This is a genomic window from Agrobacterium sp. H141 (genome assembly GCF_057158725.1).
In genome coordinates, this window is record NZ_CM169893.1 from 621,744 (window position 1) to 640,393 (window position 18,650).

The following is an 18,650-nucleotide window of genomic DNA, read 5'->3' on the forward strand; positions in this document are numbered from 1 at the left end:
CGTTCTAATCCACTGGACCGTTGCCGCCGGGAATTGCCGGCGCCGTTAGCGTTGAGGAAAAGATCACCATGAGCAGCGACATGAGCAAGCCGGTCCCGCGTCCAGGAATTCTCGATATTGCTGCTTATGTGCCCGGCAAGGAAACCGCTCCGGGCGTTGCCCGTGTCTTCAAGCTGTCATCGAATGAAACGCCACTTGGCGCCAGCCCAAAAGCAATCGATGCATTTCGCCAAAGCGCCGGTCATCTGGAGCTTTATCCGGACGGCCAGGCCCATGCATTGCGTGATGCAATCAGTGAAGTCCATGGGCTGAACAGCGCGAACATCATGTGCGGAAACGGCTCGGATGAGTTGCTCGGCTTGCTGTGCCAAGTCTATCTGGGTGATGGGGACGAAGGTATCATCACCGAACATGGATTTCTCGTCTACAAGATCCAGATCCTGGGCGCGGGCGCAAAACCCGTCGTCGTGAAGGAAAAGAACCTCACGGTCGATGTGGATGCGATCTTGGCCGCCGTGACGGAAAAGACGAAGATCGTGTTCATTGCCAATCCCGGTAATCCGACAGGCACATATGTGCCCGTCGGCGAGATCAGGCGCCTCCATGCAGGCTTGCCGAAGCATGTCCTTCTGGTGCTGGATGCAGCCTACGCTGAATATGTAAGAGCGAGCGATTACGAAGCCGGGATCGAACTCGTGTCAGGCAGTCGCAATGTCGTCATGACGCGCACTTTCTCAAAGATTTTCGGGCTCGCAGCGCTGCGTATTGGCTGGATGTATGCGCCAGCTGATGTGATCGATGCCGTCAACCGTATTCGCGGACCGTTCAATCTCAACGCGCCGGCCATTACTGCTGGTGCTGCTGGTATGCGGGACCAGGATTTCATCAAGGTGGCCTCCGACCACAATGAAGTCTGGCGTGCCAGGTTGACCGAGGCCTTTGCGGCGCTTGGTCTGACGATCACGCCATCGGTTACCAATTTCGTGCTGATCCACTTTCCGGATATTGACGGAAAGCGTGCCGATGATGCGGATGCTTTCCTGACAAGCCGGGGTTTCATCTTGCGCAGTGTGCGTGGATACGGGTTGCCGGGTGCACTGCGCATGACGATTGGCTCGGAAGAGGCCAATCTCGGCGTGATCGGCGCACTCGAGGAATTTATGGGGAAGGCCTGATGGCGATCCTGTTCGATAAAATAGCATTGATCGGTATCGGTCTTATCGGTTCTTCGATTGCACGCGATCTGAAAGCGCTCGGTTTGGCGCGGCATGTCACGATATCGAGCCGTACTGGCGAGACATTGAAGCGTGCGGAAGAGCTTGAGCTCGGAAGCCAGTATGTTTCGTCCGCTGCAGACGCGGTCGAGGGGGCCGACCTGGTGGTCGTGTCTGTTCCGGTCGGGGCATCGGGCGCGGTGGCGCAAGAGATCGCACCGCATCTGAAAGCCGGTGCGATCGTGACCGATGTCGGTTCGACGAAAGCATCGGTAATTGCGCAGATGCTGCCGCATATACCCGAAGGAGTGCATTTCATAGCAGGCCATCCATTGGCTGGTACCGAGAAATCCGGCCCGGATGCCGGCTTTACAGGCCTGTTCAAGGGTCGCTGGTGCATCCTCACACCGGTGGAAGGTACAGATCCTGGCGCGCTTGCGCAGCTTCAGGAGTTTTGGCAGGCGCTCGGGTCACGTGTCGACGAAATGGATCCGGAGCATCATGACAAGGTGCTGGCCATCGTGTCGCATCTTCCGCATATCATTGCCTACAATATTGTCGGGACTGCGGATGATCTGGAAAACGTGACCGAATCCGAAGTCATCAAATATTCAGCTTCGGGCTTTCGCGATTTCACGCGCCTTGCAGCATCGGACCCGACCATGTGGCGTGACGTCTGCCTGCATAACAAGGATGCCATTCTGGAGATGCTGGCGCGTTTCTCTGAGGATCTCGCCTATCTTCAGCGCGCGATCCGCTGGGGCGAGGGTGACAAGTTGTTCGAACTCTTTACCCGTACGCGCGCTGTGCGCCGCTCGATCATCGAAGCGGGCCAGGATGTCGACGCGCCGGACTTCGGCCGGCATACGCTAGACAACAAATCATAGTTACTCTTTCGCGGGCTATCCATGTGCATAGCCCGCTTTGATTTAGAATAATCCGGATGTCAAATTGGCGGGATCTTGCCGATTGGGAACAGGCCCAGGAAGATTGCGCCATTATCGATGCGCAGATCCACATTTCCCTTGTTGCCTCCAATCAGAGCAGACAGCATCCGCATTGCGTTATCGATATCGTTCGCCGCATCCGGCCAGACCAGTTTTGTCTCAGAGGCCCAGCCGGTAATGTTTTCGACTTCGACATGGATCTTTCCGGACAGCAGACCGGTATCGCCGATGCTGATGGGGCCGCTGAGCGTCACCATTCGTCCGTCTCCCAGATCGGCAACAAGGCGCGTCAGGTTGCCCTGCAACCCATAGAGATTAGATAGGTTCGCGCCGCCGAAGTTCAGCAGGCTTGCCTGACCATCCAGCGTGGCCTCCAGGGTCGCCGAGAACTTTGGTAGTTCGATCTTGCTCTCGCGGGAAGATAGCTGGACGTCACGAGCCGTCGCTGCATAATCGAGGTTGCCGTCGTCCTGGCGGATATGACTCTCCAGATGCGAAACAGTCATGTCCAAGGTGGGCGCGCTCTGGGTCGTTGTCAGTGCTGCGCTCAGATTTTCCACTTCGAGAGAGGAGCGGTCTATGCCCGCGATCGCGGAGACAACGCTGGAGCGCAGCTTTTCCCATTGCAGTGAAAGGCCATATCCGGCAGTTGAACGCACCTGTCCCGGTCCATCGAGCTCCCAGACAATCTTGCCCGGATTGTAGACCTGTGCTGCCGATCGGAAGTTTCCAAAGGACGCGGAGATGCCGTTCCTGTGATCATCGATTGCTATGCTTGTGCAAAAGAGACCGATGCGGAACGGGAAGCCGCGTAGCTGCCGATCGGCGCATTCGACGTTGGCTCTGTCGGTATCTTTGGTGCCGAATATCTTTGCCAGCCTGCCATCAAGGGCGGTTGCCGCCCAATACCAGCCTCCGCTATAGAGGAGCAATGCTACCAGGACGGCAAGTGACAGTCGAAATACCTTCCGGCTGGCTGTTGTCTTTTTTGACCGGTCTGGCATTGCCATGAAGCGCTCCGATTCTCGAGTGTCGCGGCAGTTTGATATGAAGTGCGATATGGACGAATTTTGGGTCTTTGGCTATGGCTCGCTAATGTGGAACCCCGGTTTTCCCTATGAGCAGCGCGTCCTGGGACTAACCTTCGGTTTCCGCCGGTCGCTTTGCGTGCGCTCCTGGGTGCACCGCGGAACGCAGGAGCGCCCGGGATTGGTGCTTGGCCTTGATCGCGGCGGCTCCTGTCGCGGCGTTGCCTTTCGTGTGGATGCTCAGCATTGGTCGGCCACTGTCGAGTATCTGCGGGAACGGGAACTGGTGACACATGTCTACAAGGAACGCAGCGTGCCGGTACGGCTGGAAGATGGCAGGGTGGTCAAGGCACTTACCTATGTGATCGACCGTTCACATCAGCAGTATGCAAGTGGCGTTACCGTCGCTGAAGCGGCCAAAACGGTCAGTGAAGCCGTTGGTCGCTCAGGCCGTAACCGTGATTACGTGGCCAATACGATTTCTCATCTCAAGGAAATCGGTATTCGCGATCACTGGCTTGAAGACGTATTCAAAGCCGTCGAGCGATCCGAGCTTCAGGACTGAGACGACTGGGCGACGGTCTTCAGTTCGTCATACCGCTTTTGCGCCGTTGGCGGCACGTGAAGACCGGGGTTTTGCTCAATGGCCTCCACCAGCAGTTCGTCGCTCGCCTTTTCCAGTGTGTCAACCAAAGTCGAAAAAAAGACGTCGGGTTCCAGGCCCTGCTGGATTGGCGGCAGGATCCGCACCTTGAAATGACCGGGATAGCGCATGGTGCTGTGGCGCGGCCAAAAGAGACCCGGATGCATGGCCACGGGGACGACCGGCACATCAATGTCTCTGTAGAGGCGGGCAATTCCATATTTGTAGGCGGGCTCTGCTCCCGGCGGGCGTCGGGTGCCTTCAGGATAGATAATAAGCTGTCGCCCTTTGCTCATGGCCTCTTTGGCGCGCTGCATGACACCGACCATTGCCTTGCCCTTGGCGCTGCGATTGACAGGGATCATTTCCTGTTTGCCCGCATACCAGCCAAACAGAGGGATCCAGGTCAGTTCGCGCTTCAATATGAAGACAGGATCATCCAGCCAGGGTAGCAACGCATAGGTGTCCCAGAAGGACTGGTGCTTTGGTGCCAGAATATAGCCGCCCGGAGGAATGTTCTCCAATCCCTCGATCTCGAAGGTCGTGCCGACAATCTTTTCCATCAGCCAATGGCAGGAGAGGGCCCAGTTCTTTGGAACGGAATAGGCTTTCTTGCGCGGCGACAGAAAGTAAAACGGCGCCATCACGATCATCCATATGATCAGATTTGCATAGAAGACTGTATTGAAAAGTATGGAACGCAATTTGAGCATTAAGTGGATTCCCGGACCGGACGGAAGCAGTGACTACACGATAACGCACTTGAGAGAAAGCGTGACGTCAGGATTTGTGCCCGGTTGTGGAAGCCGTGTGCCTTCTCAGCCCGTCGCTGGTGTCGAGCCCAGATACGCCGCGGACATAGGCGACAATCGTCTTTCCATATTCCGATAGAAGCGTACGCACAGCATCGGGATCGGCATACCATTCGGCTTTTTTGAGATCCGTATTCACCACCGGATAGCCGATGAAATCCGTTTGACCGTCGACACGTCTGAGCTCGAACAGACTGCGCGGCATGTGGTAGTTGCTCGTGACCACCAAGATCGTGCGGTAGCCCTTTTCATGGATCCACTTTGCGGTCTCGGTCGCATTTCCGATCGTGTCGATGGCGTCGTAACCAATGTCCACGCAACAGTCGAAGAGGTCGGTGGAGCTCTTGGTCATCTTGCGGATCTGGGCGCTGGTGGTCGATGGGTGCACACCCGAGATCAACAGTCTTTTGCCGTAGCCGCGGCTGAGAAGATCCACAGCCTGATCGATACGCTGGTAACCGCCGGTCAGAACCACGATGCCGTCTGCCTTGGCCGTGTCGGGTGGTCCGAGCGTCGTGACCGAATCGACAAAGCGCAAAAAGCCTCCAACGAAGATTGCAGCCGCCAACAGGACCAGTATTCCACCATAGCGCAGCGCACGGCGAATCGGCCCGCTTCTTCTGAAGAGTGGAGGGGCTGACTGTTGGCGCTGCGCCTTGTTTGAGGCAGGCTTTGGTTTCATTGGGCCTATCGTCATGTCACGGTGATTAGCGCTGTCTTATGGCGCGTAGCTGGCGGCTTTGTGGCAAACCTTCATGACTTTATCAATCTCCCTGAAGTCCATCCGTCAATGCCGGATCTGAACGTATGAGGTCGATTTCATAGATTGTGCGCATGACCGTCAGGCGCGCCGTCAGTGTTGTCAGTGCAGAGATCACGATCATGGTGGCGAAAATCCCGAGATATCCTGCAAAGCCGATGCTGAATGTTCCGAAAAGGGCTGTCGCCTGATCGCTTTCCGGCGTTGCCAGCGACCGGCTCTGCCAGAAACTTGCAAGGGCAAAACAGAGCGCAGCCAGTATGCCTCCGGTGGCCGCTCCCTTCAGGCTTATTTTCAAAAAATGGCGCTGGAATTCTTGGGCGACGAAGGAGGTTTCTGCACCGACGAAATGAAGTACTTCGACGATATGCCGGTTTCCGGACAAGACGCCGCGCGTGGCAAAGACAACCGTGAGCACCATGGCCGAGAATACCAGAATGAGAACGCCAAATCCGATGACAACGGTCGTGCGCGCCATCGATACCAAGCGGTTTACCCAGGTTCGGTGATCATCCAAATAGGCTTGCGGGATTTCTTTCTTCAAGAGAGCGCGCATGGAGTCGAAATCCGGCGGATTGCTCTCGTCAATCGTAATGATGACAAGGCGGGGCACTGGAAGATCGGACAGATCCAGGCCGGTGCCGAGCCAGGGTTCGAGCAGGCGGGCAGTCGCGTCATCGTCCATGATCCGCCCGTCTTTGGTGCCGACAAAACCCAGAGCCAGATCGCGTGCTTTTACCAGTGCCGCATTCATGTCCAGATTGTCGTCGGGCTTGATCTGTATCGTGATCTCGCGGGAAATCTGGCTCTGCCAGCCGGCCGCTGTTGCCTGCACCATGGATACGGCGCCAAGCGTCAGGCAGGCGAGAAAAGCCATAATCGAAATCACCACCATCAGCGCGTTGCCCTGGATATTCGAAGGCGGCAGGATTGGACCAGTTGGGCGCACCTGCATTTCCGCGCGGCGCGGCGCCCGCTTCGGCAATGCTTTCGCCAATTTCGATGCTGCCTTATTCATAGATGTCCAGCCGTCCATCAGTGAGGATCATGCGGCGGGCATCCACCTGATCCATGAGGGCGAGGTCATGGGTCGCGATCACCACAGCCGTGCCGAGGCGGTTGAGTTCCATGAAAAGCGTCAACAGTCGCCGGGCCATGGGCGGGTCGACATTGCCTGTCGGTTCGTCGGCCAGCAGAACTTCCGGTCTGTCGATCAGGGCACGGGCAATGGCCACGCGCTGTTTCTCTCCGCCCGACAGGACCGGTGGCAAAACATTGATGCGTTCACCGAGGCCCACCCAATGGAGTAGTTCCAGAACGTCCTTCTTGTAGCTCATCTCGTCCTTGCCGCGAACCCGCAGCGGCAGCGCGACATTTTCATAGGTCGTCAGATGATCGAGGAGCTGGAAATCCTGGAAGACGATGCCGATGCGCCTACGCAGCATCGGAAGATCGTTGCGGGGGATCTTTGCCGTGTCGCGCCCAAAACTGCGTATGAGGCCGCGCGTCGGGTGCAGCGACATGAAGAGCAGTCTCAAAAGCGTGGTCTTGCCTGCACCCGAAGGGCCGGTCAGGAACTGAAACGACCGTTTCGGGATGTCGAAAGTCAGGTCCCGGAGAATCTCCGGTCCCATTCCGTATCGCAGGCCGACATTTTCGAAATGGATCAATGAAATGCCCAGTCTGGCAGATTTGGAGTCAGGCCACTTGTTAACCTTTTTGGTTAACAGCCGGTAAATCATACGCGCAAACCAGCCTCTTTGCCGGCTTTTTTGCGAAGCATTAACCAATAGAATTTAGAACTCAGAGGGTTTCGTTTCAATGCCAAGATTTGGGTGTCCTCTCAGGGTGCCCGAGCCGGAGACAGGATGGGCGCTTCCCGCTTCAATCAGCAGCACCTTTGGGACGTGGATGTCATTCCGCCCGAAAGGAAGGCGCGCGCGAAATCCCGGCTAGAACCTCAACATGCGGCTGAAGTGGTCGATGCGGAATTCATTACGATCGTGGAGGCTCCCCGTCGTTCGTTCGACGCGCGCCGCTTCAATGACAACAGGCGCCAGGAGACGTCTTCTGTCGGCGATGCGCAAATTTCGAAGGCCAGTCTTGCACGTCATGTCGTTGAAGCCTTGGAGGATGTGCTGGGGCGGCTGTCCAACAACACATTTGCAATGCTTGTTGCCTGCGCATTCTTCGCCGTCTTCATGCTCGTGGGCGGGCTGTCTGCTTCTGCCTATTCCGGCGTGAACAGGCCGACCGCGCGCGCTCTCGACATTACCCATGTGTCCGTCACGCCACAGGATGCGAACGGTATGCGGGTTCTTCTGATCAATGCGATTATCGAGAACCATTCCAACCTTGAGATGGCGCCGTCGCCGGTGCGCGCCGATCTGATTTCAGGCGGTCAGCTTGTCGCAAGCACGTTGATCCACTTGCCGGTTCGAATTGTGCAGCCTGGGCAGAGCCGCGGCTTTGCGGCCAAAATACAGTATGCCGGTGGAAAAATCCCGGAACTGAAGCTTTCTTTCGCGCCTCGGGATGTTCAGCATCCCTGAACGTGCTAATGCGCGATGAGAAGGCTGCCGGCGAGGCGGTCGCTAATTCCAAGGAGCGAAACCTTGCCAATCGTGCGCGGTAAAGTCATTGATCCCCTTTATTCTGCCGAGCAGATTGCAGAGCGCAATCTCGTGCTCGCCAGCGAGATCGCCAAGGGCGCCTGCGATAATCTTCTGGTTATCTCGGTCCTCAAGGGCTCGTTTATTTTTGCCGCCGATCTGATCCGTGCTCTGCACGACGTTGGTTTGGCGCCCGAGGTTGAGTTCATTACGCTGTCGAGCTATGGCACCGGCACTGTCTCGCAGGGCGTGCGGATCATCAAGGACATCGATAGCGAGGTCAAAGACCGCAACGTGCTTTTGATCGATGACATACTCGAATCCGGGCGCACCTTACGTTTTGCCAAGGAGTTGATGTATGCGCGCGGTGCGGCCAATGTCGATATTGCCGTCCTTCTGGACAAGCGTGTGAAGCGCAGTGAGAAGCTCGAAGCCAATTATGTCGGCTTCGAATGCCCTGACTATTTCGTGGTCGGTTACGGCATGGATGTCGCTTATGCTTTCCGTGAACTGCCCTTTGTCGGCGTTGTGACTGGAGATGCGCCGGAAGCGTGATCTTCAGCGCCTCGATCGGCCATCGGCTTCCATAAAATTCTAGAGAAGCTGTTAACCATTTCGGATGGCAGGCGGGGCGTGTTTACCTCTCGACAAGGAAACTCTGGTGATTTGGCCCCAGGAAATTTTTTGACGGGAGAGCCATCCATGGCCAAGATTCTCATTACCGAAGACGAAGACGCATTGCGCACTTTCGTTGCACGCGCGCTTCGAATGGACGGGCATGAGACCTTTGAAGCTGCCGATGGCGCTGACGGGTTGGAAAAGCTCGCCGAAGGTCAATTTGATCTTCTGTTGTCCGATATTCGTATGCCGGTAATGGACGGTATCGAGCTCGCGCATCGCGCATCTGCCGAGTACCCGGATCTTAAGATCCTCTTGATGACGGGGTATGCGGAACAGCGTGAGCGTGCCGACGATCTGATGACCAAGGTTATCGATGTTGTCGATAAACCTTTCGCACTTCCAGACATCCGCAAAGCCGTAAGCCGCGCGCTGGTTGGTTAAGAGCCGGCCGGTTTCACTGAATGTCGAGAAGACGCTCTAGATAGCGCTTCTCGGTCTCGGGGCTTGTGTTTTCCTCAAGCTTGCGACGTATGGATTCCAGAATTTCACGCGCGCGCTGGACATCGATCTCGTCTGGCACACGAACGTTCTCTCCGAAATCGGGTCCCGATGTTGCGCGCGGTCGGCCAAGCGGGTCGCGACCGTTCTGCTGGCCTTGGCCGGCCATGCCTTGACCAGGGTTCTGACCTTGCCCACGCATGGCCTGCATGATCTGGCCCATCATATCGCGCGCACCCTCACGCAATGCTTCCAGCGCACGCCCTTGCCCTTCCACGGCGCGATTACCCTTGCCTTGACCGAGTGCCTCTCCCGCACCCTTCATCTCGCGCTGGGCCTGGCCAAAGCCTTCGCCGGGCTTGACCCCCATACCTTCAAGCGCTTGCTGCAATTCCTGGAGTTGCTGACCCAGGCCATCCTGTTGCTCGCGCAGTTTCTTCAATGCGTCGCGCAGCTGCTCGGCGGTCATCTGATCGCTGGGTGATTGCTGTCCGTCCTGTTGACCCTGCTGCTGTTCGCCTTGGTCCGGATCGCCACGCTGCATTCTGTCTCTGAGAGCCTGATCCAGTTTGAATGTTTCATCCATCAGCTTTTGTTGCTGCTGCATGAGTTCGCCGAGCTTGTCGATCTGCTCGCGCATCTGGTTGTTGCTCTGCTGCTGCTGGCCACCCTGTTGCGGTCTGCCTGCCTGCATATTGTTCATCATGCGCTGAAGTTCATTCAGCATCTGTTGCGCGGCGTCGCGATTGCCGGAGCGTGCGAGATTCTCGATCTGATCCATCATGTTGTTGAGATCGCGATCGGTCATCATCTGCATGGCCTGCTGCTGGTCCATAGGCTGACCGTCCTGCTGACGCTGGGCAAGTTCCTTCAAAAAATCCTGCATTGCAGAGCGAAGCTCGTCCATCAAGGCCGCAATTTCCTCGTCGGAAGCGTTGTTTTTCAGAGCCTCGGACAGCGCTTTTTGGGCGTCACGCAATCTTTGCTCGGCAAGGGAGAGGTCGCCGTCTTCAATTCCAAGGGCGATCTCCCACAGATAGTCTGCGGTGTCCTTCAACTGCACTTCGTTATGGGCAAGCTTCATCCTGGCGCGTGCCGATTCGATCAGCAGAAAATGGGTGGAATTGGGAATAGTCTCGTCGGCCCGGACTGTCAGCGCCTCGTTGAGTGCAATTGCCTGCGGCATCTGCCTTGTGTCCAGCGCGAACACTTGCCGTTGTTCCGAGACCGCAGCTGCAAGCGGATTGGTAAAACGATGGGGTGGCAAGATCATTTCATGGGGCGGGCTGCGCCCCGTCTGACCGGCTCCATCCGTGCTGACCAGTGTGATTTTAACGCGCTTGCCCGACAATGGGTGTTCGGTGATGTTTCTGCTGGCGAGCCCCTTGGCTTCCCTTGCATTGTAGCGCGGAAGGTCAAGCTTGTATTCCGGTAGCGGATAAAGCGGTGTCGCGCCGTCCTTCTCATCAACCGGCACTATTTCAGCATGGGCTTCCTGGAGGCCGTAATCATCAGTCGCCTTGAATGGAATTTCCAATGCTCCGTTGACGGCCACCTTGGGCATGCCGTCGAAGGCGATTTCCGGCGGCTTGTCCAGAACCACCTGAATAGGCCAACTGTGGCCTGCTGCTTCGAGCGTGCCGTTGTCTGAGATCTTCATTGTGAAGGTTCGCGCGGTTTTCGCATCCGCTTGCGTCGAATTGGTATCCGGCTCCTTGGCCCCTTGCCGATCCAGATCGATTGTCTTGCCGCTATCGTCGATGAAATGCACAGGATCGTTGCCGTCACCGCCAGAAAGCCTGACGGTTGCGACAGAAAATTGCGGCACGCTGGGCGCGGCTGTCATTGCATTTTCGCGACCGGTTAGAAAAACAGGAGCCCGGCCAGTGTAAGACGGCGGCGTTATCCACGCGTCGATGCGCATGTCCGGTACCGTGGCTTCTGGCGCGTTCCAGCGAAATGCATCGGCCACTCGGCCGGCATTGTTTGAGCCTGAAAAAGCATAGGCGGTCACCAGCAATAGTGCCGGTATCGTGCGCAAGGCATATTGATCGAACTTTGAAATATCCGGTCTGGGAAGACCCGCGTCAAGCGCTGCAATCTTGCGTGCCATGCGCCGCTGGTGCTCTTGCCACAAGGCCCTTGCAAATGGACTTTCGAATGCGGGCACGTCTTCCTGAACAGCCACCGGCTGGTGGGGCAGGTTGTTGCGCTCTTCCAACAGTCTGTCCGCTTCCTGAGCTTTGGGCCACCGCAATCGGGAAAAGGGAATGAGGGCGGCCAGAAAAGCGAAGATCAGGACAAATACGAGGCCGAAGCGCGGGATGTCGGGTATGATGCGGAAAACGCCGAGCCAGGCGAGCGACAGAAAAATAGCAGCAATGCCCACGGAAGGTAGGAAGAGTGGAATGGCACGCTCGGCAAAAAGCACGAGGCGCGCCAGAAACCGCTTGACCGCAACAAGACGCGCAAGGCGGGGATAAGCGCTGAATGCACTTGTCGCTCGGCTCTTGTGCTTGTCCGGTTGGCTCATGATCGGGTCTCCGGCTGCGTGGATAGGGTCCATGCGTCGCCCAAAGGATAGCAAGCTTTGTGGCGAAGGCGAGGGGCGTGCCGCCCTCACCACCAGTTTTTACGCAATGTCGCTTAAATGTGATCGCCGATCAGGCGAGCCAGTCCGGCATGGAATCGAGCCCGATCAGGTCCTCATAACTTGTTCGCGGGCGGATGACGTGGAAATCATTGCCGTTCACGAGCACCTCCGGCACCAGCAGACGGCTATTATAAGTGCCTGCCTGGACAGCTCCATAGGCGCCGGCAGATCCAACGGCAATCAGATCTCCCGGACGCGGCATGACCATTTCGCGATCAAGGGCCAGATAGTCGCCTGTTTCGCAGACCGGCCCAACTATATCTGCGCGGATACGCGGAGCATTGGCCGCAGAAAGGATGACTGCTCTCGTCTCATGATGCGCTTCGTAAAGTGTCGGGCGGATCAGGTCGTTCATGGCCGCATCAACGATGACGAAAGTCTTGTCTCCGCCATCCTTCACGTAGATGACCTCGGTCACCAGAATACCGGCATTGCCGACGATCAGTCGACCGGGTTCCATCACGATGCGGCAGTCCAGTTCCGCGAGCTGGTCCTTGACGATGCGTGCATAGGCCTCTGGCTCAGGCGGAGGATTGTTGTCGTCCTTGTAGGGGATACCAAGGCCGCCGCCGACATCGACATGTTCGATGACATGCCCATCTGCCCGCAACGCGCCGACCATTTCCTTCAGCAGGCGAAAGGCGTCTTCGAAGGGTTGCAAATCGGTGATCTGGCTGCCGATATGCATATCAATGCCGGTAACCTTGATGCCGGGAAGCGCTGCGGCACGGGCGTATACTGCCCTGGCGCGCTCAAAGGAAATGCCGAATTTGTTTTCTTTCTTGCCCGTCGAAATTTTTGCGTGGGTCTTGGCATCGACATCGGGGTTTATGCGGAAGGATACGTGAACCTGCTTGCCAGCCTTCACCGCGCGTGCGTTCAAGACCTCGAGTTCAGGCTCTGATTCGACATTGAAGCAATAGATGCCGGCCCCGATGGCAAAGTCCATTTCCCGGACGGTCTTACCTACGCCTGAGAACATGATGCGGCTTGCCGGTATGCCAGCTGCCAGTGCGCGCCGCAGTTCGCCTTCGGAAACCACGTCGATGCCCGCGCCCAGCTGGCCCAGTGTTTTCAACACTGCCTGGTTGGAGTTCGCCTTCATGGCATAGCAAACCATGGAGTCAACACCTTCGAATGCCTTGGCAAAAACCTTGTAATGGCGCTCAAGCGTGGCGGTCGAGTAGCAGTAGAACGGGGTGCCGACTGCCTCGGCAATGTCGGTGACAGGAACGCCTTCCGCATGAAGAACGCCGTCGCGATATTCGAAATGGTTCACGGGTCAAGCCTGTCAGAGTAGGGGGTCGAGAACGAAAGGTCGGTCCGGCGCGGACGTCTGGTCCGGCGTCGACTGCTTGTTCTGCTGTTCAACCGGCATATTCGGCGGGTCGAGGTCTGTCTTGCGGCCGCAGCCCGACAGGACGGCGAGCGTCGCGACCATCAAACCGGTCATAAGCAGCGTCTGTTTCAGCGATTTCACCATGTTTCGTCCAGCATCGTCCATTGGTTCAGCGTTAAGTTTCCAAATGCGTAGCGAAAAACCGGGGCCTTGTGCACCCCAATTCTTGTGATGCCAAAGGCCCCGACTTTGATCAGTTGGTCTTATCAGTTGCGCGCGCGCCACCAGGCGATCTGCTTTTTGACTTCCGAAGGTGCTGTGCCGCCGAAACTCTTGCGGCTTGCAACCGAGGCTTCCACCGTCAGGACATCGAAGATATTGGCCGTGATGGATGCATGAATGGACTGGAGATCCTCCAGCGAAAGTTCTGCCAATTCACATTCTTTTTGTTCAGCGAGCGCCACGGCGCGTCCGGTCACATGGTGGGCGTCGCGGAAGGGCAGGCCCGCTTCCCGCACCAGCCAGTCGGCGAGATCGGTTGCAGTCGAATACCCTGAACCGGCAGCCGCCTTCATCTTGTCGGCACGCACCGTCATGTCACCAACCATTCCGGTCATGGCCGCAATCGCCAGCTCGAGGCTTTCGGCTGAATCGAAGACCTGTTCCTTGTCTTCCTGCATGTCCTTGGAATAGGCGAGTGGCAGTCCCTTCATGACGGTCAGCAGTGCCACCAGCGAACCGTTGATGCGTCCGGTCTTGGCGCGAACGAGTTCGGCTGCATCCGGGTTCTTCTTCTGCGGCATGATTGACGAGCCGGTGGAGAAGGCATCGGACAGGCGAACAAAGCCGAATTGCGGTGTCGACCAGATGACGATTTCTTCGGCAAGCCGTGACAGGTGGGTCGCGCAGATCGAGGCGATTGCCAGGAATTCGAGCGCAAAGTCGCGGTCCGACACCGTGTCGATGGAGTTGCGGGTCGGTTCGCGGAAGCCGAGGGCCTTGGCCGTCATCTGCCGATCGATGGGAAACCCGGTGCCGGCGAGGGCCGCGGCACCGATCGGACTTTCGTCCATATGTTCGATGGCGTGGCGCACGCGCTGGCGATCACGACCGAACATCTCGACATAGGCCATGCAGTGGTGGCCGAAGGTCACCGGCTGTGCCGTCTGGAGATGGGTGAAGCCTGGCATCACCGTTTCAGCATGCTCTTCAGCACGATCCAGAAAAGCCTTGATCAACGATGTCAGGGCAGCTTCCAGCTTTTGCAACTCGTCCTTGACCCACAGACGAAAATCGAGCGCCACCTGATCGTTGCGCGAGCGTGCTGTGTGCAAACGGCCGGCTGCGGGGCCGATCAGGTCAGACAGGCGCGCCTCGATGTTCATATGGATGTCTTCGAGCTTGCGCGAGAAGACAAATTTTCCGCTTTCGATCTCTGACAGGATCGTGTGCAGGCCGTGAAGGATCTTGTCTTTGTCTTCTGCCGAAATGATGCCTTGATGGGCAAGCATCGTTGCATGCGCTATTGAGCCGCGGATGTCCTGGGCATAGAGCTTCTTGTCGAAACCGATTGAGGCATTTATCTCCTCCATGATAGCGGCGGGGCCGGAAGCGAAGCGTCCACCCCACATCTGGTTGGAGGATTTTGCGTCCTTGTCTGATTCAGCCATGAAGTGCCCATCCTGGAGAATGTAATGACGGAAAAAAGAACTCTCGGACTTCCTTCGGCCAAACTTATTGCGATAGCGGCGATTGCCGGCATTATCGCCGGCGCGGCAGCGGTATACGTGAAGGAGACGGGATATGGCAATGCCACGGTTTCAGCTGATGCCTCTGAATGTGCGCCAAGTGTCGAGCAGGCGCAGTCCTTGAAGACACTCACCAAGGGCGAGGTGGCCGCGATGACGGCCGTTACAGAGCCGCGCAAACTGACAAATATCATCTTCAAGGATGCGAGAGACGCTGACACGTCGCTGAAAGACTTTGCAGGCAAAACCGTGCTTCTCAATCTGTGGGCGACCTGGTGCGTGCCGTGCCGGGAGGAGATGCCGGCGCTCAACGCTCTGGAAAAAGAGATGGGAGACGATCATTTCCAGGTCGTTGCCGTCAACATCGATACGGGTGGCGCCGACAAGCCCAAGGCCTTTATGACTGAGACGGGTGTCGACAGCCTCGGTCTCTACCGGGACAGCAGCATGGGCGTTTTCAACGATCTGAAGAAAGAGGGGCTGGCCTTCGGTCTTCCCGTAACCTTGCTTGTCAACGAGAAGGGATGTCTTCTGGGTTCCATGAACGGTCCTGCAGAGTGGGACAGCGATGATGCAAAAGCGTTGATTGAAGGTGCGAAATCGCCACCCAACAGTTGATTGCACCCATTTGGTGCCGCCATAGGAAATTAAATTACGATAGGTCTTTAAACTTATACTGAAATGCTTTTATGTGCGTATAGATGTGAATGTTAGTCTGACTCAATCGCAGGATACATTGCGAAAGAGGGGCAAGTGATGAAAATCTACGCTGTGGCGGTGACCGTTCTGACTGTGATTGGATGCGCTTTGTGGTATTTTCCACGTGCTCCGCAGCCTTTGACAATCGCCATGCCTTCTCCAGACACTCTTCAAGCATCCAACTGAAGCGAAGCCTTCCAGCGGCGATTTCTCCATGATGCGACTTATCGGGTCGGAAGCGGTATCTCGCCCCGATAGTCGTAAAACCCGCGACCGGATTTGCGGCCAAGCCAGCCGGCTTCGACATATTTTACCAGCAGCGGGCAGGGGCGGTATTTTGAATCAGCCAAGCCGTCATGCAGAACCTGCATGATCGACAGGCAGGTATCCAATCCTATGAAGTCTGCAAGCTGGAGAGGTCCCATCGGATGATTGGCACCTAGCTTCATGGCGGTATCTATCGCCTCGACGGAGCCGACGCCTTCATAAAGCGTGTAGATTGCTTCGTTGATCATCGGGAGCAATATGCGATTGACGATGAAGGCTGGAAAATCTTCTGCGACAGTAATCGTCTTGTCGAGCGAGCGGACGAAGTCCTTGGCGGTGTTGAAGGTCACTTCCTCGGTGGCAATGCCACGCACGAGTTCGACGAGCTTCATCACCGGCACCGGGTTCATGAAATGTATGCCCATGAAACGCTCAGGACGATCCGTCGCTGCTGCGAGGCGGGTGATGGAGAGAGATGACGTATTGGTCGCGAGCAAAGCCTCGGGCTTCAGGATTGGACAGACCTGAGCAAAGATCTTGCGTTTGATCGTTTCGTCTTCGGTCGCGGCTTCAATGACCAGATCCATGGGAGCGAGATCCTGGACGTCCGAGCTGCCGGAAATGCGGTCGATGGCCGCCTTACGATCTTCTTCGCTCAGCTTGCCGGCACCGACCTGGCGGGCGAGGTTGCCGTTGATGGTGGCGAGGCCTGTTTCGATACGCTCCTGGGAGAGGTCGTAGATCTTCACTTTGTAGCCTGACATCGCCGCAACATGAGCAATGCCGCAACCCATCTGGCCGGCTCCGATAACTCCGACATTGCTGATGACCGAAACCATGAAAATCTCCTCGCCCAGTTTATCGTCCGTGCAGACAAATATGCCGGGCCGCTGTTGCAGCCTGGCAAATTGATAGACCCGCCGAATGGCTTTTTCCAGTCTTTTCGCAGATGCGAAAGGCCAGTGCCTCAGAGGGCCTTTTCAAGCTCGGGCAGTGCCTCGAACAGGTCTGCCACGAGACCGTAGTCTGCGACCTGGAAGATCGGCGCTTCCTCGTCCTTGTTGATGGCAACGATGACTTTGGAATCCTTCATGCCGGCCAGGTGCTGGATCGCGCCCGAAATACCGCAGGCGATGTAGAGTTCCGGAGCGACCACCTTGCCCGTCTGGCCGACCTGCCAGTCGTTGGGTGCGTAACCCGCATCGACGGCTGCACGTGAGGCGCCAACGGCAGCGCCGAGCTTGTCGGCGACCGGAAGGATCACTTCCTTGAACTTCTCGGACGAGCCAAGCGCGCGGCCACCAGAGATGATGATCTTGGCCGAGGTCAGTTCCGGGCGGTCAGAGGAGGAAAGCGCATCAGAGACATGGCTCGATATGCCGGGGTTTTCAGCAGCCGATACCGTTTCGACGGAAGCGGATCCATCTTCTCCAACCGCTGCGAAGGATGCCGTACGCACCGTGATGACTTTCTTGGCATCGGTGGACTGAACCGTCTGGATGGCATTGCCGGCATAGATCGGACGCTTGAAGGTGTCCGCAGAGACGACTTCGATGATTTCCGAGATCTGCATCACGTCCAGCAGAGCTGCAACACGCGGCAGCACGTTCTTGCCGACGCTCGTGGCTGCCGCCATGATAACATCGTAGGATGCCGCCAGTGACACGATCAGTGCCGCCAGAGGTTCGGCAAGGTTGTTGCCGAGCGACGCGTCATCTGCAAGCATAACCTTGGAGACGCCTGAGAGCTTTGCAGCATGATCAGCCGCCGCCTTGGCTCCGGCGCCTGCGACGAGCACATGAACGTCTCCGCCGATCTTTGCGGCAGCGGTCAAAGCCTTGGCTGTCTGATCCGAGACGGTCTGGTTGTCATGTTCTGCCAGAAGAAGAATGGCCATTCTAGTGTTCTCCTATCCGTTCCGACTTCAAAGCACGCCGGCTTCGGTCTTGAGTTTTTCGACCAGTTCGGCAACCGAACCAACCTTGACACCAGCCTTGCGGCCACCTGGTTCTTCGGTCTTCAAAACCTTCAGGCGTGCTGTGGTGTCGACGCCGAGATCCGCCGGTGTCTTCTTGTCGAGCGGCTTCTTTTTTGCCTTCATGATGTTTGGCAGAGAGGCGTAGCGCGGCTCGTTCAGGCGCAGATCGGTGGTCACGACGGCTGGAAGCTTGACGTTGATCGTCTGCAGACCACCGTCCACTTCGCGCGTCACGTCTGCGGAGCCGTCCTTGATGTCGAGTTTGGAGGCAAAGGTTGCCTGCGGCCATCCGAGAAGTGCAGAGAGCATCTGGCCTGTCTGGTTGCTGTCATCGTCGATCGCCTGCTTTCCGGTGATGACGAGGCCGGGCTGTTCGGCTTCGATGACACCCTTGAGCAGCTTTGCGACGGCGAGAGGCTCGACGATGTCGTCCGTCTCAACCAGAATGGCACGGTCGGCACCCATGGCAAGGCCGGTGCGAAGCGTTTCTTCGGCTTTGGCCGGGCCAATCGATACGACGACGACTTCCTCTGCCTTGCCAGCTTCCTTCAGGCGAAGTGCCTCTTCAACCGCAATCTCATCGAACGGGTTCATCGACATTTTCACGTTTGCGAGCTCGACACCGGAGGCGTCCGGCTTCACGCGGATCTTCACGTTGTAGTCGACAACGCGCTTGACCGTTACAAGTACTTTCATGGGCTTTTTCCTTCCGTGCCGTCCGCTTGAAAATGCATCTTCAAACAAGCGTTCGATAGTCAGTCGGCGACATGGATACGCATTTTTTCTCCAATTACAACGCCGCGCACATGCGTAATCAGCTTAAACCGATTA

The 18,650-nt window shown here is 56.9% G+C and carries 19 protein-coding genes; 7 read left to right on the top strand and 12 right to left on the bottom strand.

What is annotated here, in order from left to right; all coding sequences use genetic code 11:
* Positions 1–68: 68 nt before the first annotated feature.
* Entirely contained in the window at positions 69–1,175 is a 1,107-nt protein-coding gene (locus ACWPM9_RS02705; RefSeq protein WP_484756650.1) for a pyridoxal phosphate-dependent aminotransferase, read from the top strand.
* Positions 1,175–2,101 carry a prephenate/arogenate dehydrogenase family protein gene (locus ACWPM9_RS02710; protein ID WP_484756651.1) on the top strand — a complete coding sequence of 309 codons (927 nt, stop codon included), beginning with the start codon at positions 1,175–1,177 and terminating at the stop codon, positions 2,099–2,101. The genes ACWPM9_RS02705 and ACWPM9_RS02710 overlap by 1 nt, the downstream gene beginning before the upstream one ends.
* Before the next feature lie 59 nt (positions 2,102–2,160).
* Here the strand turns inward: ACWPM9_RS02710 and ACWPM9_RS02715 are convergent, their stop codons facing one another.
* Entirely contained in the window at positions 2,161–3,171 is a 1,011-nt protein-coding gene (locus ACWPM9_RS02715) for a DUF2125 domain-containing protein (protein WP_484756652.1), read from the bottom strand.
* Between the two features lie 37 nt (positions 3,172–3,208).
* Here ACWPM9_RS02715 and ACWPM9_RS02720 point away from each other — a divergent pair, with 37 nt between their 5' ends.
* On the top strand, positions 3,209–3,754 hold the full coding sequence (locus ACWPM9_RS02720; protein WP_428188250.1) for a gamma-glutamylcyclotransferase: 546 nt from the start codon (positions 3,209–3,211) through the stop codon (positions 3,752–3,754).
* Here the strand turns inward: ACWPM9_RS02720 and ACWPM9_RS02725 are convergent.
* The 4 genes from ACWPM9_RS02725 to ftsE all read right to left on the bottom strand — a co-directional run bounded on the left by ACWPM9_RS02725 (position 3,745) and on the right by ftsE (position 7,074).
* Positions 3,745–4,545: a lysophospholipid acyltransferase family protein gene (locus tag ACWPM9_RS02725; protein ID WP_484756653.1), complete on the bottom strand. Its 801-nt coding sequence runs from the start codon at positions 4,543–4,545 to the stop codon at positions 3,745–3,747. The genes ACWPM9_RS02720 and ACWPM9_RS02725 overlap by 10 nt on opposite strands.
* Before the next feature lie 67 nt (positions 4,546–4,612).
* Positions 4,613–5,341 carry a YdcF family protein gene (locus ACWPM9_RS02730; RefSeq protein WP_484756654.1) on the bottom strand — a complete coding sequence of 243 codons (729 nt, stop codon included), beginning with the start codon at positions 5,339–5,341 and terminating at the stop codon, positions 4,613–4,615.
* Positions 5,342–5,408: 67 nt separating this feature from the next.
* The gene (locus ACWPM9_RS02735) at positions 5,409–6,422 is read right to left on the bottom strand and encodes a cell division protein FtsX (protein ID WP_428188253.1); all 1,014 of its coding nucleotides are present in this window, start codon (positions 6,420–6,422) and stop codon (positions 5,409–5,411) included.
* On the bottom strand, positions 6,415–7,074 hold the full coding sequence (gene ftsE / locus ACWPM9_RS02740; RefSeq protein WP_428188254.1) for a cell division ATP-binding protein FtsE: 660 nt from the start codon (positions 7,072–7,074) through the stop codon (positions 6,415–6,417). Before ftsE ends, ACWPM9_RS02735 begins: the two co-directional genes overlap by 8 nt.
* 198 nt (positions 7,075–7,272) lie before the next feature.
* On the opposite strand from ftsE, the gene ACWPM9_RS02745 reads away from it, so the two are divergent.
* The 3 genes from ACWPM9_RS02745 (at position 7,273) to ACWPM9_RS02755 (ending at position 9,078) form a co-directional block, all read left to right on the top strand.
* Entirely contained in the window at positions 7,273–7,956 is a 684-nt protein-coding gene (locus ACWPM9_RS02745) for a hypothetical protein (protein WP_484756655.1), read from the top strand.
* Positions 7,957–8,019: 63 nt separating this feature from the next.
* Positions 8,020–8,571, top strand: a complete 552-nt coding sequence (gene hpt, locus ACWPM9_RS02750; RefSeq protein ID WP_428188256.1) for a hypoxanthine phosphoribosyltransferase — start codon at positions 8,020–8,022, stop codon at positions 8,569–8,571.
* Positions 8,572–8,718: 147 nt separating this feature from the next.
* Positions 8,719–9,078, top strand: coding sequence for a response regulator (locus ACWPM9_RS02755; RefSeq protein WP_428188257.1), 360 nt, complete (start codon positions 8,719–8,721; stop codon positions 9,076–9,078).
* Between the two features lie 13 nt (positions 9,079–9,091).
* On the opposite strand, the gene ACWPM9_RS02760 is transcribed toward ACWPM9_RS02755, so the two are convergent.
* The 4 genes from ACWPM9_RS02760 to argH all read right to left on the bottom strand — a co-directional run bounded on the left by ACWPM9_RS02760 (position 9,092) and on the right by argH (position 14,797).
* On the bottom strand, positions 9,092–11,668 hold the full coding sequence (locus tag ACWPM9_RS02760; protein WP_484756656.1) for a TIGR02302 family protein: 2,577 nt from the start codon (positions 11,666–11,668) through the stop codon (positions 9,092–9,094).
* A gap of 130 nt (positions 11,669–11,798) precedes the next feature.
* Positions 11,799–13,067: a diaminopimelate decarboxylase gene (gene lysA / locus ACWPM9_RS02765; RefSeq protein WP_484756657.1), complete on the bottom strand. Its 1,269-nt coding sequence runs from the start codon at positions 13,065–13,067 to the stop codon at positions 11,799–11,801.
* A 12-nt stretch (positions 13,068–13,079) separates the two neighbouring features.
* Positions 13,080–13,292 (bottom strand): LPS translocon maturation chaperone LptM, encoded by a 213-nt coding sequence (gene lptM / locus ACWPM9_RS02770; RefSeq protein WP_484756658.1) that lies wholly within the window; start codon positions 13,290–13,292, stop codon positions 13,080–13,082.
* Between the two features lie 101 nt (positions 13,293–13,393).
* A complete protein-coding gene (gene argH / locus ACWPM9_RS02775; protein ID WP_428188261.1) occupies positions 13,394–14,797 on the bottom strand; it encodes an argininosuccinate lyase in 1,404 nt (467 codons plus the stop codon).
* 24 nt (positions 14,798–14,821) lie between these two features.
* On the opposite strand from argH, the gene tlpA reads away from it, so the two are divergent.
* Entirely contained in the window at positions 14,822–15,493 is a 672-nt protein-coding gene (tlpA, locus tag ACWPM9_RS02780) for a thiol:disulfide interchange protein TlpA (RefSeq protein WP_428188262.1), read from the top strand.
* A 305-nt stretch (positions 15,494–15,798) separates the two neighbouring features.
* Here the strand turns inward: tlpA and ACWPM9_RS02785 are convergent, their stop codons facing one another.
* The 3 genes from ACWPM9_RS02785 to ACWPM9_RS02795 all read right to left on the bottom strand — a co-directional run bounded on the left by ACWPM9_RS02785 (position 15,799) and on the right by ACWPM9_RS02795 (position 18,515).
* Positions 15,799–16,680: a 3-hydroxybutyryl-CoA dehydrogenase gene (locus tag ACWPM9_RS02785; protein WP_428188263.1), complete on the bottom strand. Its 882-nt coding sequence runs from the start codon at positions 16,678–16,680 to the stop codon at positions 15,799–15,801.
* Positions 16,681–16,808: 128 nt separating this feature from the next.
* On the bottom strand, positions 16,809–17,738 hold the full coding sequence (locus ACWPM9_RS02790; protein ID WP_484756659.1) for an electron transfer flavoprotein subunit alpha/FixB family protein: 930 nt from the start codon (positions 17,736–17,738) through the stop codon (positions 16,809–16,811).
* Positions 17,739–17,765: 27 nt separating this feature from the next.
* The gene (locus ACWPM9_RS02795; RefSeq protein ID WP_428188265.1) at positions 17,766–18,515 is read right to left on the bottom strand and encodes an electron transfer flavoprotein subunit beta/FixA family protein; all 750 of its coding nucleotides are present in this window, start codon (positions 18,513–18,515) and stop codon (positions 17,766–17,768) included.
* Between the last annotated feature and the right edge of the window lie 135 nt (positions 18,516–18,650).

Bases quoted from the DNA above. Each gene is read 5' to 3' on its own strand.
- ACWPM9_RS02710 (WP_484756651.1), top strand. From the start codon at position 1,175: ATGGCGATCCTGTTCGATAAAATAGCATTGATCGGTATCGGTCTTATC.
- ACWPM9_RS02715 (WP_484756652.1), bottom strand. From the start codon at position 3,171: ATGGCAATGCCAGACCGGTCAAAAAAGACAACAGCCAGCCGGAAGGTA.
- ACWPM9_RS02735 (WP_428188253.1), bottom strand. From the start codon at position 6,422: ATGAATAAGGCAGCATCGAAATTGGCGAAAGCATTGCCGAAGCGGGCG.
- ACWPM9_RS02745 (WP_484756655.1), top strand. From the start codon at position 7,273: ATGGGCGCTTCCCGCTTCAATCAGCAGCACCTTTGGGACGTGGATGTC.
- ACWPM9_RS02755 (WP_428188257.1), top strand. From the start codon at position 8,719: ATGGCCAAGATTCTCATTACCGAAGACGAAGACGCATTGCGCACTTTC.
- ACWPM9_RS02790 (WP_484756659.1), bottom strand. From the start codon at position 17,738: ATGGCCATTCTTCTTCTGGCAGAACATGACAACCAGACCGTCTCGGAT.
- ACWPM9_RS02785 (WP_428188263.1), bottom strand. From the start codon at position 16,680: ATGGTTTCGGTCATCAGCAATGTCGGAGTTATCGGAGCCGGCCAGATG.
- tlpA (WP_428188262.1), top strand. From the start codon at position 14,822: ATGACGGAAAAAAGAACTCTCGGACTTCCTTCGGCCAAACTTATTGCG.
- ACWPM9_RS02705 (WP_484756650.1), top strand. From the start codon at position 69: ATGAGCAGCGACATGAGCAAGCCGGTCCCGCGTCCAGGAATTCTCGAT.
- ACWPM9_RS02760 (WP_484756656.1), bottom strand. From the start codon at position 11,668: ATGAGCCAACCGGACAAGCACAAGAGCCGAGCGACAAGTGCATTCAGC.
- argH (WP_428188261.1), bottom strand. From the start codon at position 14,797: ATGGCTGAATCAGACAAGGACGCAAAATCCTCCAACCAGATGTGGGGT.
- ACWPM9_RS02795 (WP_428188265.1), bottom strand. From the start codon at position 18,515: ATGAAAGTACTTGTAACGGTCAAGCGCGTTGTCGACTACAACGTGAAG.
- ACWPM9_RS02725 (WP_484756653.1), bottom strand. From the start codon at position 4,545: ATGCTCAAATTGCGTTCCATACTTTTCAATACAGTCTTCTATGCAAAT.
- ACWPM9_RS02730 (WP_484756654.1), bottom strand. From the start codon at position 5,341: ATGACGATAGGCCCAATGAAACCAAAGCCTGCCTCAAACAAGGCGCAG.
- ACWPM9_RS02720 (WP_428188250.1), top strand. From the start codon at position 3,209: ATGAAGTGCGATATGGACGAATTTTGGGTCTTTGGCTATGGCTCGCTA.
- lptM (WP_484756658.1), bottom strand. From the start codon at position 13,292: ATGGACGATGCTGGACGAAACATGGTGAAATCGCTGAAACAGACGCTG.